Origin of the sequence: Actinomadura logoneensis (assembly GCF_003428695.1) — a bacterium.
GTDB classification, from domain to species: Bacteria; Actinomycetota; Actinomycetes; order Streptosporangiales; family Streptosporangiaceae; genus Spirillospora; species Spirillospora logoneensis.
Genome location: NZ_QURH01001024.1, coordinates 1 through 13,681 on the forward strand (window position 1 = coordinate 1; position 13,681 = coordinate 13,681).

Sequence of the window (13,681 nt, forward strand, 5' to 3'; positions counted from 1 at the left end):
CCGCCGCGGTCGCGGACGCCGTGCGCGCCACCCCGGGCGTCGCGGGCGTCCAGCCGCCGCGCCGCAGCCCGGACGGGCAGGCGTCGGTCACCATCGCCTACCCGCGCACCGGCGCGCAGGACGAGGCGACCCAGACCCTCGTGCACCACCTGCGCGACAAGGTCGTGCCGGACGCCACCCGGAACACCGCGCTCGCCGGGAGGGTGTTCGTCGGCGGACCCAACGCGGCCTCGATCGACTTCGCCGACAACGTCCAGAGCCGGCTGCCCTGGCTGGTGGCCGTCGTCGTCGGGCTCTCACTGCTGCTGCTGGTCGCGCTGGTCCGCTCGGTGGTGGTCGCCGTGCAGGCCGCGCTGATGAACCTGCTGTCCATCGCCGCCGCCTACGGTGTGCTGACCGCCGTCGTCCAGTGGGGCTGGGCCGGGAAGGTGCTGGGGTTCCCCACCTCGATGCCGGTCGCCACCTGGGTCCCGATGATCATGTTCCCGATCCTGTTCGGGCTCTCCATGGACTACGAGGTCTTCCTGGTCTCCCGGATCCGGGAGAACCACGAGCTCGGCATGCCCACCCGGCAGGCCGTCGCCGGCGGCGTGGCCGGCACCGCGCGGGTGATCACCGCCGCCGCGGCGATCATGATGATGGTCTTCCTGTCGGTGCTGCTCGGCGCGGACGTCGCGGTCAAGCAGGTCGGCCTGGGCATGGGCGTCGCCATCCTCATCGACGCGACGGTCGTGCGGATGCTGCTCGTCCCCGCCCTGATGGAGCTGTGCGGCGAGGCCAACTGGTGGGTGCCGGGCTTCGTGCGCCGCCGCCGCGCGCGGCACGCCGTGGAGCCCCCGGTGCCCGCCCGCCACTGACCGGCCGCGGGAGCGGGCCGGCCCGGAGCGGGTCGGCCTGGAGCGGCTTGAGCGGGTCGGCCTGGAGCGGGTCGGCCTGGGGCGGGTCGGCCTGGGGCGGGTCAGCCGTAGGAGCGGGCGCTCATGATGGCGTCGCGGAGCTGCTGGGACGTGTCGGCCTCGACCAGGCGCGGGCCCGAGCGCAGCGGCACCATGGCCCACCAGGAGCCGGTGGCCTCGCCGTACCAGACCCGGACGCCCGGGAACTGCCCCTGGAGGCCGCGCGCCATCGCGTCGCGCAGCTCCGCGGGCGGCGGTTCCTCGCGCCCGGCGGTGTTGTGCCCCGGTGATCCCGTCATGCCGCCCTCCCCCCAAGTACTCATCGGTCCCAACATCCCCGCTGCTTCGCGTGTGACCCTAACTTGGCAAGGTGTGACGAAAAGCACCGGGGGCCCCGGAGGGTGTGGCCCGCCCCACACACGAGGAACCCGCTCGCGCGCGGACGGCGCGGCGGGCGGGTTCGTCGGTGTGTGCCGAGGGTCAGTGCGTGTTGATGCCGTCGAACATGACCTTCAGGTAGTGCTCGGCGAGGCCCTGCGCGTCGAGGCGTCCGCCCGGCTTGAACCAGCGGACGGCGACCCACACGGTGTCGCGGATCATCCGGTAGGTGAGCTTGGGATCGACGTCCGCGCGGAACAGGCCCTGCTCCTGGCCGGCCTTGATGGTGTCCACCCACATCTTCTCCACCTCGTCCTCGGACTTGGTGAGGTAGGCGAACCGCTCCATCCCCTTGAGGTAGTTCCAGTCGTTCTGCATGACGGTGATCGCCGCGCGGTGCGGCTCCAGCGTGCCGAACGCGATGCGGACCAGCCCCGCGATGGTGGCGCGCGGGTCCTCGCCGCGGTCGATGACCTCGCGGTACCGGGTCATGATCTCTTCGAAGAACCCGGACAGGATCTCGTCCACGATCGACTCCTTGGAGTCGAAGTGGTGGTAGAGGCTGCCGGACAGGATGCCCGCCTCGTCGGCGATGTTGCGCACCGTCGTGGCCTGGAAGCCCTTCTCGGCGAACAGCTCGGCGGCGAGCTTCACCAGGTGCTCGCGCCGCTCGGACGCGGCGGCCGACGAGCCCCTGCCGCGCCGTCGGGCGGCGGGCTCCCCGCCGCCTGCTTTCGGTCGTCCGGAATTAGTGCTCGTGGTCGTCACGCTCTCATTATGCCGCGTCCGCCCAACCGCTTGCTCAAATCCGCGCCCACCGTGTCCCCGAGGTGCAAATCCAGCGCTTGGTCAAGCCCGTCCGGCGCAGGCCGCGGGGGACGCGGCGGAGACCGGCGGTGCGGGGCGGCGGGACCCGACCCTAGCCTGGTCGGTATGTCCCAAACCATCGTGTTCGACCTCTACGGCGTGATCGCCCGCACCCAGACCGACGCCGCCCGCGCGCGCATCGAGGACCTCGCGGGCGTCTCCGGGGACCCCTTCTGGAGCGCCTACTGGGCCTGCCGCCCGGCCTACGACGCCGGCCGGGACAGCGCCGACTACTGGGCGGACGTCGCGGCCCGCCTCGGCGTCCGGTTCGCCGACGTCCCCGCGCTCATCGAGGCCGACCTCGACAGCTGGACCGACGTGGACGACCGCATGGTGGACCTGGTCGCCGACCTCGCCGCCCGCGGGCGCACCCTGGGCCTGCTCTCCAACATCATCACCGATCTCGTCCCGCGGTTCGAGGCCAAGCACGGCGACTGGCTCGCGCACTTCACCGAGCGCGTGTACTCCTGCGAGATCGGCGTCGCCAAGCCGGACCCGCGCGCGTACGAGATCTGCGCCGCGCGCCTCGGCGTCCGCCCGTCCGACGTCGTCTTCTTCGACGACGCCGAGCGCAACGTCCTCGCCGCCCGCGGGACCGGGATGACCGCCGAGGTCTTCACCGGCCCCGACCAGGTAGCGTCCCTGCTCCTCTGACCACCGCCCCGGGGCAGGCAGGCGGCGCGGCCCGCGCGCTCGGGTGCTACTCGTCGGGGGCCGACTCCTTCAGCCGCTCGCGCAGCACCCGCAGGACGTCCTCGCTGCGCCCGGTCAGGCGCTCGATCTCCGGCAGCGCCATGTCGTCCCGGACGGTCTCGGCGAGCAGCGCGTCGTACTCGTGCGCGCGTTCGGCGAGGTCGGCCACGCGCCGCTGCGCGCGCAAAACCTCGTCGGCGGCCCGGACCCGTTCGGCGTAGCGCTCCAGGGCCTCGACGCGGCGGGTCACGGCGGCCACTGACAGCTCCAGCTTCTCCCGCAGCCCGCGCAGCGCCGCGGCCACCTCGGGAAGCTCGTCCTCCGGCTCCGCCACCTCGGCGCGCAGCCGGGACTGGCGGGCCAGGGTCCGCGCGACCTCCCACTCCTCCCGCGGCAGGACCAGCGCGTTCTCGGCCCGTTCGAGCATCCCCTCCCGGTTGACCTGGCTCTCCCGGACGGCGTCCACGGCCGCCTGCGTGCGGGTGAGCAGGGAGCGCGCCTCCTCGTCCAGCTCGTCCGGCATGACGAAGCGGTCGCGGCGCTTGTCCAGCTCGTGCGCGCGGTGCAGGTCGAGGAAGAACGTCGGCGAGCCGATCGCGACCAGCGCCGCCAGCATCGTCATGCCGAGCAGCCACATCGCCCCCAGCACCGGCATCCCCGCGAAACCGGCCCCGAGCACCGTGAACGGCGCGACCGCCACCAGCGGGCGGCGGCGCCGGACGAGCGGGTCGAGCTCGGCGCGCAGCGTCGGGTCGGGGACGGGGCGCGGCTCCGTCCGGCCCGTCCCGGCGTCCGCGACGCGCCGCCAGGAGGTGCGGACGTGCGTCTCGAACGCGAAGTCGCCGGGGGAGATGTCGATCTCGGCGGGCCCGGCGGGCAGCGGCCACGAGCCCACCGGCTCGTCGCCGCCCGGCCCGGTGAACCGCACCCACCAGCCGCCCCTGCCGTCCTCGCAGCGGTAGCGGCCGGGCGCGATGTCGATGCCCACGAAGTACGTCCCGACCCCGGGAATGGACTCGTTCCTGGTTCCACTGGCCACGGCGACCTCCGACCCGCTCGCGCCGCTCGGCTCCCTCACCGGCCGTCCGGCGCCGCGTCCCCTGCGGCGCCGGAGCGATATGTGAGCCGTACCCCGATGCGTGGCGGTGAAGTCGCGTCCGGGGCGGGAGATTGGAACTGGAATACTCCAGGCGTGCGACCCGACTACGACCCGCTCGACGACCCGCCCTGGGCGATGCAACTGGTAGTGCGCGTGGAGAAGGCCGATCCGCCGAGCCACGACGCGGTCTGCGCGGCGGCGGCGACGGCCGTGGTGCGGCTGCTCACCGACCCGCGCGCGGACGGCCCCGAGGGCGAGTGGCACGCCCGCGTCCACGGCTGGGAGTCGCGGCGCATCCGCAAGGTGGCGCGCCGCGCCCGCGGGATCCGCTGGCCCGAGGTCCAGGAGCTGCCCGGCGTCACCGCCGAGGCGTACGGCGCGCAGGCGCGCGCGTTCCCGCCCGGCCCGATGGACGAGGTCCCGCCGCAGATCGCCAAGCTCCAGGTGGCCGGGCTCGACCAGCCGCCCGCCGAGGAGCCCCTTCCGCCGCCGGACGGCCCGTACGCCGCGATCGCGCTGAACCCGGACGTCACCATGACCACCGGCAAGGCGGCGGCCCAGTGCGGGCACGCCGCCCACCTGCTGCTCCGGCAGGCGGGCGGGCGCGCCCGGAAGCGCTGGCTGGAGAACGGCCTGCGCGTCCACCTGGCGCGGGACGTCCCCTGGCACGACTGCGTGGACCGTGCCACCGTCGCCGTCCGCGACGGCGGCTTCACCGAGGTCCCGCCCGGCACGATGACCGCCATCGCCTGGATCGTGGGCTGACCGTCCGTCGAGCGCCCTCCGCCCCGGGGACGGCCCGAACCTCCAGGCCGTCCCCAGGGCAGGCGCCGCCGGGACGGGAGCCCGGCAGGGCGGACGTCGGCGGGACAGGGGTCCGTCAGGGCAGGACGACCGCGACCGGGATGATGCCCGCCCGCCGGACGAGGGACGGCAGGCGTCCCGCGAACGGGTGGTGGTCGGTCGGGAGGCCGGCCGGGTTGTCGATCACGTAGTGGACGACGCCGGCCGACCGCCGCTCGGTGTAGCGCGCGCCCACCGACCGCAGGATCGCGGCCGTCCGGTCGGCGTCGCCGGCCTTGACCGAGACCCGGATCGGGGACTCGACCTGGAGGGGAGCGTTCGCGGCGGCCTGCGGACGGGCCGTCGCCAGGCCCGACACGCGGGCGGTCGGGTCCGGCCCGAGCAGCGCGTTGTACAGCAGTTTCGCGGTGCCGTCGCTGAACGCGCGGAAGTTCGGCTCGCCGCCGAACAGCACCGTCCGGCCCTTGCCCACCGGCTCGTCGGTGACGGCCGCGGTGCCGCCCAGTTCGGCGGCTCCGCGCTCGTAGCCGGAGACGAACCAGTCCGGCGAGGTAACGGCCGGGTAGCCGGCCGCGACCTTCGCCGGGTCGCTCTGCCGCATCACCGGGTCGTAGGCGTAGAACTGCCAGGCGGTGCCGCCGACCCCGCGCGCGAGCGGGCTGCGGCCGTCCACCTTCACGCGGAACAGGGAACCGGGGACGTCGGAGGTCGGGTCGGTGAACGTGTCGGTCGTGACGCCGACGCGCGCGGCGAGCTGCGCGCCGCCCTGCCAGCCGACGTACCGGCCGCCGTTCTGGACGAACGCGGCGAGCGCGGCCCGTCCGGCGTCACCGAGCGCCTTGTCGGCGGTCGCCGCCGGGCCGTTCGGGACGACCAGCACCCGCACCCCGGCGAGCTTGCCCGCCGCCACGTCGGCCGGGCTGAGCAGCGTGTACGGCACCTTCCACTCCCGGTCCAGCCGCGACCGGAGCCAGCCGACGGACTGCCGCGCGCTGGAGGACGTCCCCGAGAGCTGCAGGATCCCGACCTTCGGCGCGGTTCCGGCGTGCCCTGGCTTCTCGGCGGGCAGCGGCGGGACGGGCCTGGTCACCGGACGGAGCCGCGCGCCGGACGACCCGCCCGCGACGTTCTGCAGCAGCGGCATCGACCAGGCCGTCACGTCGTAGAAGTACGGGAACGGCGTGTAGGAGTCCTCGTTCAGCATGGCCTGGATCCAGTGCTTCTGCCCCTGCGCCATGCTGACCGTGTACGTCCCGGCGGGCAGCGTCGCGGCGGTCTCCGGCCGTCCGTACGGCTTGAGATCGGGAACCCTCAACGGCCGGACGAGCCGGTCCACCCGCACGCCCATCCGCTGCAGCCGCCGCACGATCGTCCGGACCTCGCGTCCCTTCGCCGGGTCGTCGGCGCGCAGGAAGTAGCGCCGGACCGGCCGGTCCGGGACCTGCCGGTCGATCTGGTGCGGCGGGTTGTAGACCTTGTTCGGCTCCAGCGTCCCGGCCTCGCCCTGCCGGTAGGCGTCCACGGCCATCCGGTGCCACTCGGTCAGGATCCGCCGCCGGTCGAGCGCGGCCCGCGACAGCGAGACCCACTGCGTCAGGTAGTGCTCGGCGACGCGCTCGGGGTACGGGCTCTCGTCGCCCTTCTCGAACGTCATCCCGGCCGCGAGGAAGCCGGTGACCGGAACCGTGTCGCCGTACCCCTGGTAGAAGAGGTCGTAGGTGTCGCGGTTGAAGAAGTCGATGCCCCGGCGGGTGAACTCGGCCGCCATCGCCGCGCCGTAGACGTCGTTGATCCAGCCGACCGCCTGCTCCGGCGTCTCGTGGTAGATCGGGTCGGCGTTCGGCGGGAAGAAGAACGACGTCCCGCCCATCTCGTGCGCGTCGATGTACAGCACCGGCGGGTACCGGTCGAGCATCGCGAGCTTGCCGTCCACCTCGGGCTGCGTGCGCGCGAACCAGTCGCGGTTCATGTCGAAGCCGTAAGCGTTCTGGCGCGTGTTCAGCGTCCGGCCGTCGGGGTTCTGCGTGGGCAGGACGACGACGAGCGCGTTGTCCAGGATCGTCCGCGCGGCGCAGTCGGTGCGGTCGCCGAGGTCGCGCAGCACGCGGAGCGCCGCGTCGGTGCCGCTGGGCTCGTCGCCGTGCACGTTGGCGCTGACCCACAGGATCGGCACGCCCCGCTCGGCGAGCCGCGCGGCGAGCCCGTCGGGCGTGCGCGGGTCGCGCAGCGCCGCCGCCTCCCCGCGCACGCGCGCGAGTCCGGCGCGGGTGAGCAGTTCGGGGCGTCCGGCGATGGCGTACTTCAGCGGACGGCCCTGGGCGGACGTGGCGAGCGTCCCGGAGACGACGCGCTCGCTGGACGCGGCGACGGCCTCCAGGTAGCGGTCGGACTCGGCGGCGGTGACCTCGCGGTCGCCCAGCTCGATGCCGAGCACCTGTTTCGGGGACGGGACCCGGCCCCGGTAGACGGGCGCGGTCCGGGTGGGGTCGCAGGCGGTGGCGGTGGAGGAGGCGGGGGAGGGGGACGAGGGCGGTGCGGCGGAGGCGGAGCGCGCGAGCGCGGCCGGCGCGGCGAGCGACGCGGCCGCGACGAGCGACACCGCCAGGCGTGAGGCTCTCATGCCTTCGGAACGTGACATATGTGCCGTGACGTACCAAGGGCAACTTCTGCCAAGATCCGTCCGCCGCACGGGTCTACCGCGGCGGACGCGAACGTGGTTCGGTTCGGGGAGCGGGAATCCGCCACCGAACACTGGGAGGAACCGATGCGCGCCGCGTTGACGACCAAGGACGGCACCCTCACCGTCACCGACGTCCCGGACCCGGTGCCCCTGGACGGGCAGTTGCTGGTCCGGACGCTCGCGTGCGGCATCTGCGGTTCCGACCTGCACGCCCTCGCCGACCCCGAAGGCTTCATGGAGACCACCCGGCGCTCCGGCGGCACCCCGTACGACCCGCGCGACGGCCTGGTCTTCGGGCACGAGTTCGCCGCCGAGATCGTCGACTTCGGCCCCGGCACCGAGCGGAGCCTGCCCGTCGGGACGGCCGTCTGCGGCCCGCCCATCGCGCTCGGCCCGCAGGGCGCGGGGATCGTCGGCTACGCGCCGATGTTCCCCGGCGGATACGGCGAGTACATGATCCTCAACGAGGGCCTGGCGATGCCCGTCCCGGACGGCCTGGACCCGAGGGTCGCCGCGATCACCGAGCCGTTCTCGGTCGGGGGCCGGGCCGTCGCGCGCAGCGGCATCGCGTCCGGCGACGTGGCGGTCGTGCTCGGGCTCGGGCCGATCGGCCTGGGCGTCGTCGCCCAGCTCAAGGCGCGCGGCCACGGCCCGGTCATCGCCGCCGACTTCTCCCCGCGCCGCCGCGCCCTCGCCGAGGCCCTCGGCGCGGACGAGGTGGTCGACCCGGCCGTCGCGTCCCCGTACACGCGGTGGACGGAGTTCGGCGTCCCGGTGACCACCGTCGACCGGATCGCCGCCGAGATGTTCGGCACCGCGCCGCGCGGCGCCGTCATCTTCGAGTGCGTCGGCGTCCCCGGGGTGCTGCGGCAGGTCATCGACGGTGCGCCGGCCGGGGCGACGGTCATGCTCGTCGGCGTGTGCATGCAGCCGGACACCGTCGAGCCGGGCGTCGCGGCGGCCAAGGAGATCACCGTCCGCGGCACGTTCGGCGCGATGCCGGAGGAGTACCGGGCCACCCTCGGCGACATCGGCGCCGGCCGCATCGACGCCGGTTCCATCATCACCGGCGAGGTCGGCCTGTCCGGGCTGGACCAGGCGTTCCGGGACCTCGCCGACCCGGAGCGGCACGCGAAGATCATCGTCCGCCCCTGAGGCCGCCGCGAGCCGGCCGCGTCCGGTCGGGAAAAACGACGAGCCCCGGACACCGTCAGGGCGTCCGGGGCACGGCGGGCGGTCTCGGTCAGCCGGTCGGGCTCTGGCCGAACTGCGGCCCCGAGGGGCGCGACGGCGGAGACGGGCGGGGGATGCGGTTGAGCGCGGCGAGCGCGAGTTCCTGGGTGCGGCTGAGCGTGCCGCCCTCGCCCGGCCCGCCCGGCCCGCGGCCGATGCGGGCCTTCACGCCGAGGCCGTAGGAGACGAACAGCAGGACGCCGAACATCAGCAGGTAGGCGACGTGCTCCGCGAGGCCGCCCCACTTGCCGCGCAGGACGTCCAGGACGGAGAGCACGCCGAAGCCCGCCATCCATCCGGCGAGCGCGGGCAGGAACCACACGTCCCTGCGGCGCAGCAGCCCGGCGACGGTGACCGCGACGAGCAGCAGCTCCAGGCCCTTCACCCCGACGAGGGCGGTGGTCGCGACCCCCGCGTCGAGGTAGGAGGCGACCTGGTCGCGCCGGTCGCTCCAGGACAGGGCCGTCGCGACCACGCTCGCCAGGCCGTACGCGACCAGGAAGACGCCGACCGGGTAGTGCAGCCGGTGCCAGTACGCGGACGTGCCCTTCGGCTTCGGCCCGCCCGCTCCCGGCCCGGACCCCTGCCCGGCGTGCTCACCGGAGCCGGACGGAGTCTCGCCGGGCCGTCGGGGGAGCGGGTTGTCCGGCCTCGTCAGCTCGGCCCGCCAGTCCGGATTAGCCCCACTCATCCCGGTTTCCCGCCTTCCTCGACTCCGCCACGCGCACGATATCCCGATTATCAGACACATGATCGGGCAGATCGGTTCGCGCGTGCCCCCGGAACGTTCCAGCAGGCCGGACACGGGAGCGTTCCGGCCCGCAGTGCGTGCGCCCGGGGCGGCGGCGTGCCAGTCTGGCGCTCGTCGGGCCACGCGATTCCACGGGAGAAGCGAGGATGACGCCTGACGACATGGGAACCGACAGGGGAACCGCCGCGCCGGCCAAGACGCGGGTCGAACACCTGGAAGAGCTCGGCGACGAGCTGGCCGGACGGGGCCTGCGGGTCCGGCTCGCCCTGCCGGACGGCCACGGGCCCAGCCTGCACGTGACGAACCCGGACGCGTCCGCCCTCACCGAGAACATCGTGGCCGAGGAGGACGCGGACGGCTGGTGGTACCGGTGGTCGTGGGGCGAGCGCCTCGCCCCCGCCGGAGCGGTCGCCGCGGCGGCCGACCTCGTCCAGCGCGTCCTCGCCGCCCACGACTGACCCCGTCCGACGCCCGCACGCCGTCCCGGCGGCCACGCCGCACGGCCGCGCCTGAACGCGCGGGACGCCCCCGCGTGAGCGCACAGCACGACCGTGCGTGGCCGCACAGCACGGTCGTGCGTGGCCGCGCGGGACGGTCGTGCGTGAGTGCGCGGCACGCCTTTGCGTGACCGCGCGGGACGCCCTCACGTGACCGCGCGGGACGCACCCGCGTGAGCGCAGGGGCGTCCCGCGCGGACTTATGTTGGGGCGGCGAACTTTTTCTTGATCTTGGTGGTTCGGCGGCGGTCCCGGCGTCCGTCCTGATCGCGCCCGGCACATCCCTGCTGAGCTGGCGTTATTGGATTGTTACTGCTCACAACAAATTCACCCGGCCCTGGGGGTGGCATCACTGTCAAAGCCGACATAAGTTGCGGGGCACAACATTTCGCACGGTCGTCGGGGGGAGCCCCGGACAGCGGCCGGGCGACTCCCACCCCCGATCACCGGCCGCAGTGACGCGGCCGCCCCAGAAAGGACCCGGGCACATGCGCAAGGGGATCATCGGCCTCGCGGCGGTCACCGCCGCGGCGGCCCTCACCCTCACCGCCTGCGGGGACGACAAGAAGGACGGCGCGTCCGGCGGCGACGCCGCGGCCAAGGGCAAGATCGGCGTGATCCTGCCCGACACCAAGTCCTCGGTCCGGTACGAGAGCTTCGACCGCCCGTTCCTGGAGCAGTCGTTCAAGGCCGCCGGCGTCAAGTACGACATCCAGAACGCCGAGGGCTCCACCCAGCGCTTCCAGACCATCGCCGACCAGATGATCACCAACGGCGTGACCGTGCTGATCGTGGACGGCCTGGACTCCAACTCGGCCGCCGCCGTGCAGCGCAAGGCGCAGCAGCAGGGCGTCAAGACCATCGACTACGACCGGCTGACCCTCGGCGGCGTGTCCGACTACTACGTCTCCTTCGACAACGTGAAGGTCGGCGAGGAGCTCGGCAAGGGCCTGCAGAAGTGCCTGGGCGACAAGCAGGCGAACATCGCCTACCTGAACGGCGCGCCCACCGACAACAACGCCACCCTGTTCGCGCAGGGCGCGCACAGCGTCCTGGACAAGGTCGGCACGTACAAGAAGGTCGCCGAGCAGGCCGTCCCGGACTGGGACAACCAGAAGGCCGCCACGATCTTCGAGCAGATGCTGACCCAGCAGGGCGGCAAGATCGACGGTGTGCTCGCCGCCAACGACGGCGTCGGCAACGCCGCCATCTCGATCCTGAAGAAGAACTCGCAGGCGGGCAAGGTCCCGGTGACCGGCCAGGACGCGACCGTGCAGGGCCTCCAGAACATCCTGGACGGCACCCAGTGCATGACCGTCTACAAGCCGGTGAAGCAGGAGGCCGACGCGGTCGCCAAGCTCGCCATCGACGTCATGAAGGGCCAGAAGGGCGAGACCAACGGCACCACCAAGGACGCGCAGGGCAAGCGCGACGTCCCGTCGGTGCTGCTGACCCCGATCGGCGTCTTCAAGGACAACGTCAAGCAGGTCGTGACCGACGGCTTCGTCAAGAAGGACGAGCTCTGCAAGGGCGCCTACGCGGCCAAGTGCAGCGCCGCCGGCATCCAGTGACGACCGACCGCTGAGCAGTACCGGCGAACGCGCCCGGCCCGCGCCACCGGGCCGGGCGCGCGCCGGAGCGCACGGCGAACCCGAAGGGAATGACGTGGCAGAAAACGGCGACCCCGTCCTGCGCCTGGTCGGCGTCAACAAGAGCTTCGGCCCGGTGCACGTGCTGCACGACGTGGACTTCACGCTCCGCAAGGGCGAGGTGATGGCCCTGGTCGGCGACAACGGCGCGGGCAAGTCCACCCTCATCAAGTGCATCGCCGGGATCCACCCGATCGACTCCGGCGTGATCGAGTTCGAGGGCCGCGAGGTCAGGGTCGGCGGCCCCCGCGACGCCGCCGAACTCGGCATCGAGATCGTCTACCAGGATCTCGCGCTCGCCGACAACCTCGACATCGTGCAGAACATGTTCCTCGGCCGCGAGCAGCGCAAGGGCGTGGTGCTCGACGAGGACGCGATGGAGGAGAAGGCCCGCGAGACGCTCGCGCGGCTGTCGGTCCGCACCGTCAAGTCCGTCCGGCAGCAGGTGTCGAGCCTGTCCGGCGGGCAGCGGCAGACCGTCGCCATCGCCAAGGCCGCGCTGTGGGACTCCAAGGTGGTCGTGCTGGACGAGCCGACCGCCGCGCTCGGCGTCGCGCAGACCCGGCAGGTGCTCGACCTGGTCCGCAGGCTCGCCGACACCGGCCACGCGGTCGTGCTGATCTCGCACAACATGAACGACGTGTTCGAGGTCGCCGACCGCATCACCGCCCTGTACCTCGGCCGGGTCGCGGCGGAGGTCAAGCGGACCGACGTCACCCACGGCCAGGTCGTGGAGCTCATCACCGCGGGCCGCTCCGGCGACCTCGGGCTGGCTCCCACGACCGCGGCAGAGACCATCTGATGGGGGAAGCGATGTCCACCGACATCCCCAGGCTGGCGGAGGCCGACTTCGCCGCCGACCGCCGGCAGCACGACGTGCGCTCCGCGGTCTCCGACTACTGGGCGCGGGTGCGCGCGGGCGAGCTGGGCGCGATCCCCGCGATCCTGGCGCTGGCGTTCCTGTTCGTGCTGTTCACCGGGCTTCGTCCGGAGACGTTCCTGTCCAAGGGCAACGTCGCGAACCTGTTCACCCAGGCGCTGCCGGTCACCATCCTCGCGATGGGGCTGGTGTTCGTCCTGCTGCTGGGCGAGATCGACCTGTCGGCGGGCGTCGCGAGCGGCGTGTGCGGCGCGGTCATGGCCAAGCTCATCGTCGACTCCGGCCAGCCCTGGTACGTCGCGGTCATCGCGGCGGTCGCGACCGGCGTCGTCATCGGCACGGCGATCGGATGGCTGGTCTCGGTCATCCGGATCCCGTCGTTCGTGGTGACGCTCGCGCTCTTCCTCGGCCTGCAGGGCATCACCCTGAAGCTGATCGGCAAGGGCGGCACCGTCCCGGTCCGGGACGACGTCATCGTCGCGCTCGCCAACCGGAACATGCCGATCTGGCTCGGCTGGACGCTCGCCGTCCTGGTCTCGCTCGGCTACGCCGCCAGCCAGCTGCTGCGCTGGAACCGGCAGCGCCGCCGCGGCCTGCACGGCAAGCCCGTGCAGCTGGTCGTCGCGCGGGTCGCGCTCGTCGCCGCGATCCTGCTGCTCGGCACGTTCGTGCTCAGCCTGGACCGCGCGCCGAGCCCGCTGGTCACCCTCGCGGGCATCCCGTGGGGCGTGCCGCTGGTCGCCGTCCTGCTCATCGTCGCCACGTTCGTGCTGGACCGCACCGCCTACGGCCGGCACCTGTACGCGGTCGGCGGCAGCGCCGAGGCGGCCCGCCGCGCGGGCATCAACGTCACCCGGATCCGGATGTCGGTCTTCATGATCGCCTCCGGGCTGGCCGCGGTCTCCGGCATCGTCGCGGCGTCCCGGCTGAACTCGGTCGCGACCGACTCGGGCGCGGGCAACACGCTGCTGTACGCGGTCGGCGCGGCCGTCATCGGCGGGACGAGCCTGTTCGGCGGGCGCGGCCGGGCCCGGGACGCGGTCCTCGGCGGCCTGGTCATCGCGACCATCGACAACGGCCTCGGCCTGCTCGGCATGGACGCCTACGCCAACTTCCTCATCACCGGCTGCGTGCTGCTGGTGGCGGCGGGCATCGACGCGCTGTCGCGCCGGCGGCGGTCGGCCACCGGACGATAGCGGTCCGCACGGTGCGCCTCCGGCCGCGCCCCGGGGACCCCGCCGCCGCGGGGCCCCG

The 13,681-nt window shown here is 73.3% G+C and carries 13 protein-coding genes; 8 read left to right on the forward strand and 5 right to left on the reverse strand.

The features are described from left to right. A partial coding sequence (locus tag DZF91_RS35610; protein WP_147341536.1) for an MMPL family transporter occupies positions 1 to 857 on the forward strand: 857 nt, incomplete at its 5' end. 101 nt (positions 858 to 958) lie between these two features. Here the strand turns inward: DZF91_RS35610 and DZF91_RS35620 are convergent. Continuing rightward, the gene (locus DZF91_RS35620; RefSeq protein WP_117361434.1) at positions 959 to 1,195 is read right to left on the reverse strand and encodes a hypothetical protein; all 237 of its coding nucleotides are present in this window, start codon (positions 1,193 to 1,195) and stop codon (positions 959 to 961) included. Positions 1,196 to 1,376: 181 nt separating this feature from the next. Next, positions 1,377 to 2,042 carry a TetR/AcrR family transcriptional regulator gene (locus tag DZF91_RS35625; protein ID WP_117361435.1) on the reverse strand — a complete coding sequence of 222 codons (666 nt, stop codon included), beginning with the start codon at positions 2,040 to 2,042 and terminating at the stop codon, positions 1,377 to 1,379. A gap of 165 nt (positions 2,043 to 2,207) precedes the next feature. Here DZF91_RS35625 and DZF91_RS35630 point away from each other — a divergent pair, with 165 nt between their 5' ends. Then, a complete protein-coding gene (locus tag DZF91_RS35630; RefSeq protein ID WP_147341537.1) occupies positions 2,208 to 2,795 on the forward strand; it encodes an HAD family hydrolase in 588 nt (195 codons plus the stop codon). 46 nt (positions 2,796 to 2,841) lie between these two features. Here the strand turns inward: DZF91_RS35630 and DZF91_RS35635 are convergent, their stop codons facing one another. Continuing rightward, a complete protein-coding gene (locus tag DZF91_RS35635) occupies positions 2,842 to 3,873 on the reverse strand; it encodes a hypothetical protein (RefSeq protein ID WP_147341538.1) in 1,032 nt (343 codons plus the stop codon). Between the two features lie 153 nt (positions 3,874 to 4,026). On the opposite strand from DZF91_RS35635, the gene DZF91_RS35640 reads away from it, so the two are divergent. Continuing rightward, entirely contained in the window at positions 4,027 to 4,698 is a 672-nt protein-coding gene (locus DZF91_RS35640; protein WP_117361438.1) for a peptidyl-tRNA hydrolase, read from the forward strand. 115 nt (positions 4,699 to 4,813) lie between these two features. Here DZF91_RS35640 and DZF91_RS35645 read toward each other — a convergent pair whose 3' ends face one another. Further along, entirely contained in the window at positions 4,814 to 7,357 is a 2,544-nt protein-coding gene (locus DZF91_RS35645; protein ID WP_158588120.1) for a M14 family zinc carboxypeptidase, read from the reverse strand. A 144-nt stretch (positions 7,358 to 7,501) separates the two neighbouring features. Here DZF91_RS35645 and DZF91_RS35650 point away from each other — a divergent pair, with 144 nt between their 5' ends. Continuing rightward, entirely contained in the window at positions 7,502 to 8,572 is a 1,071-nt protein-coding gene (locus DZF91_RS35650) for a zinc-binding dehydrogenase (protein ID WP_117361440.1), read from the forward strand. A gap of 88 nt (positions 8,573 to 8,660) precedes the next feature. On the opposite strand, the gene DZF91_RS35655 is transcribed toward DZF91_RS35650, so the two are convergent. Then, positions 8,661 to 9,341, reverse strand: a complete 681-nt coding sequence (locus DZF91_RS35655; RefSeq protein ID WP_117361441.1) for a hypothetical protein — start codon at positions 9,339 to 9,341, stop codon at positions 8,661 to 8,663. Between the two features lie 206 nt (positions 9,342 to 9,547). On the opposite strand from DZF91_RS35655, the gene DZF91_RS35660 reads away from it, so the two are divergent. The 4 genes from DZF91_RS35660 (at position 9,548) to DZF91_RS35675 (ending at position 13,623) form a co-directional block, all read left to right on the forward strand. Then, positions 9,548 to 9,859, forward strand: a complete 312-nt coding sequence (locus DZF91_RS35660; RefSeq protein ID WP_117361442.1) for a hypothetical protein — start codon at positions 9,548 to 9,550, stop codon at positions 9,857 to 9,859. A gap of 527 nt (positions 9,860 to 10,386) precedes the next feature. Further along, on the forward strand, positions 10,387 to 11,469 hold the full coding sequence (locus DZF91_RS35665; RefSeq protein ID WP_117361443.1) for a sugar ABC transporter substrate-binding protein: 1,083 nt from the start codon (positions 10,387 to 10,389) through the stop codon (positions 11,467 to 11,469). A gap of 94 nt (positions 11,470 to 11,563) precedes the next feature. Continuing rightward, a complete protein-coding gene (locus DZF91_RS35670; RefSeq protein WP_117361444.1) occupies positions 11,564 to 12,349 on the forward strand; it encodes an ATP-binding cassette domain-containing protein in 786 nt (261 codons plus the stop codon). Between the two features lie 11 nt (positions 12,350 to 12,360). Next, positions 12,361 to 13,623 carry a sugar ABC transporter permease gene (locus tag DZF91_RS35675; RefSeq protein WP_235834802.1) on the forward strand — a complete coding sequence of 421 codons (1,263 nt, stop codon included), beginning with the start codon at positions 12,361 to 12,363 and terminating at the stop codon, positions 13,621 to 13,623. Positions 13,624 to 13,681: the final 58 nt, after the last annotated feature.

Coding starts and splice junctions, on each gene's coding strand:
- DZF91_RS35675 (WP_235834802.1), top strand. CDS start 12,361: ATGTCCACCGACATCCCCAGGCTGGCGGAGGCCGACTTCGCCGCCGAC.
- DZF91_RS35650 (WP_117361440.1), top strand. CDS start 7,502: ATGCGCGCCGCGTTGACGACCAAGGACGGCACCCTCACCGTCACCGAC.
- DZF91_RS35645 (WP_158588120.1), bottom strand. CDS start 7,357: ATGAGAGCCTCACGCCTGGCGGTGTCGCTCGTCGCGGCCGCGTCGCTC.
- DZF91_RS35660 (WP_117361442.1), top strand. CDS start 9,548: ATGACGCCTGACGACATGGGAACCGACAGGGGAACCGCCGCGCCGGCC.
- DZF91_RS35655 (WP_117361441.1), bottom strand. CDS start 9,341: ATGAGTGGGGCTAATCCGGACTGGCGGGCCGAGCTGACGAGGCCGGAC.
- DZF91_RS35665 (WP_117361443.1), top strand. CDS start 10,387: ATGCGCAAGGGGATCATCGGCCTCGCGGCGGTCACCGCCGCGGCGGCC.
- DZF91_RS35630 (WP_147341537.1), top strand. CDS start 2,208: ATGTCCCAAACCATCGTGTTCGACCTCTACGGCGTGATCGCCCGCACC.
- DZF91_RS35620 (WP_117361434.1), bottom strand. CDS start 1,195: ATGACGGGATCACCGGGGCACAACACCGCCGGGCGCGAGGAACCGCCG.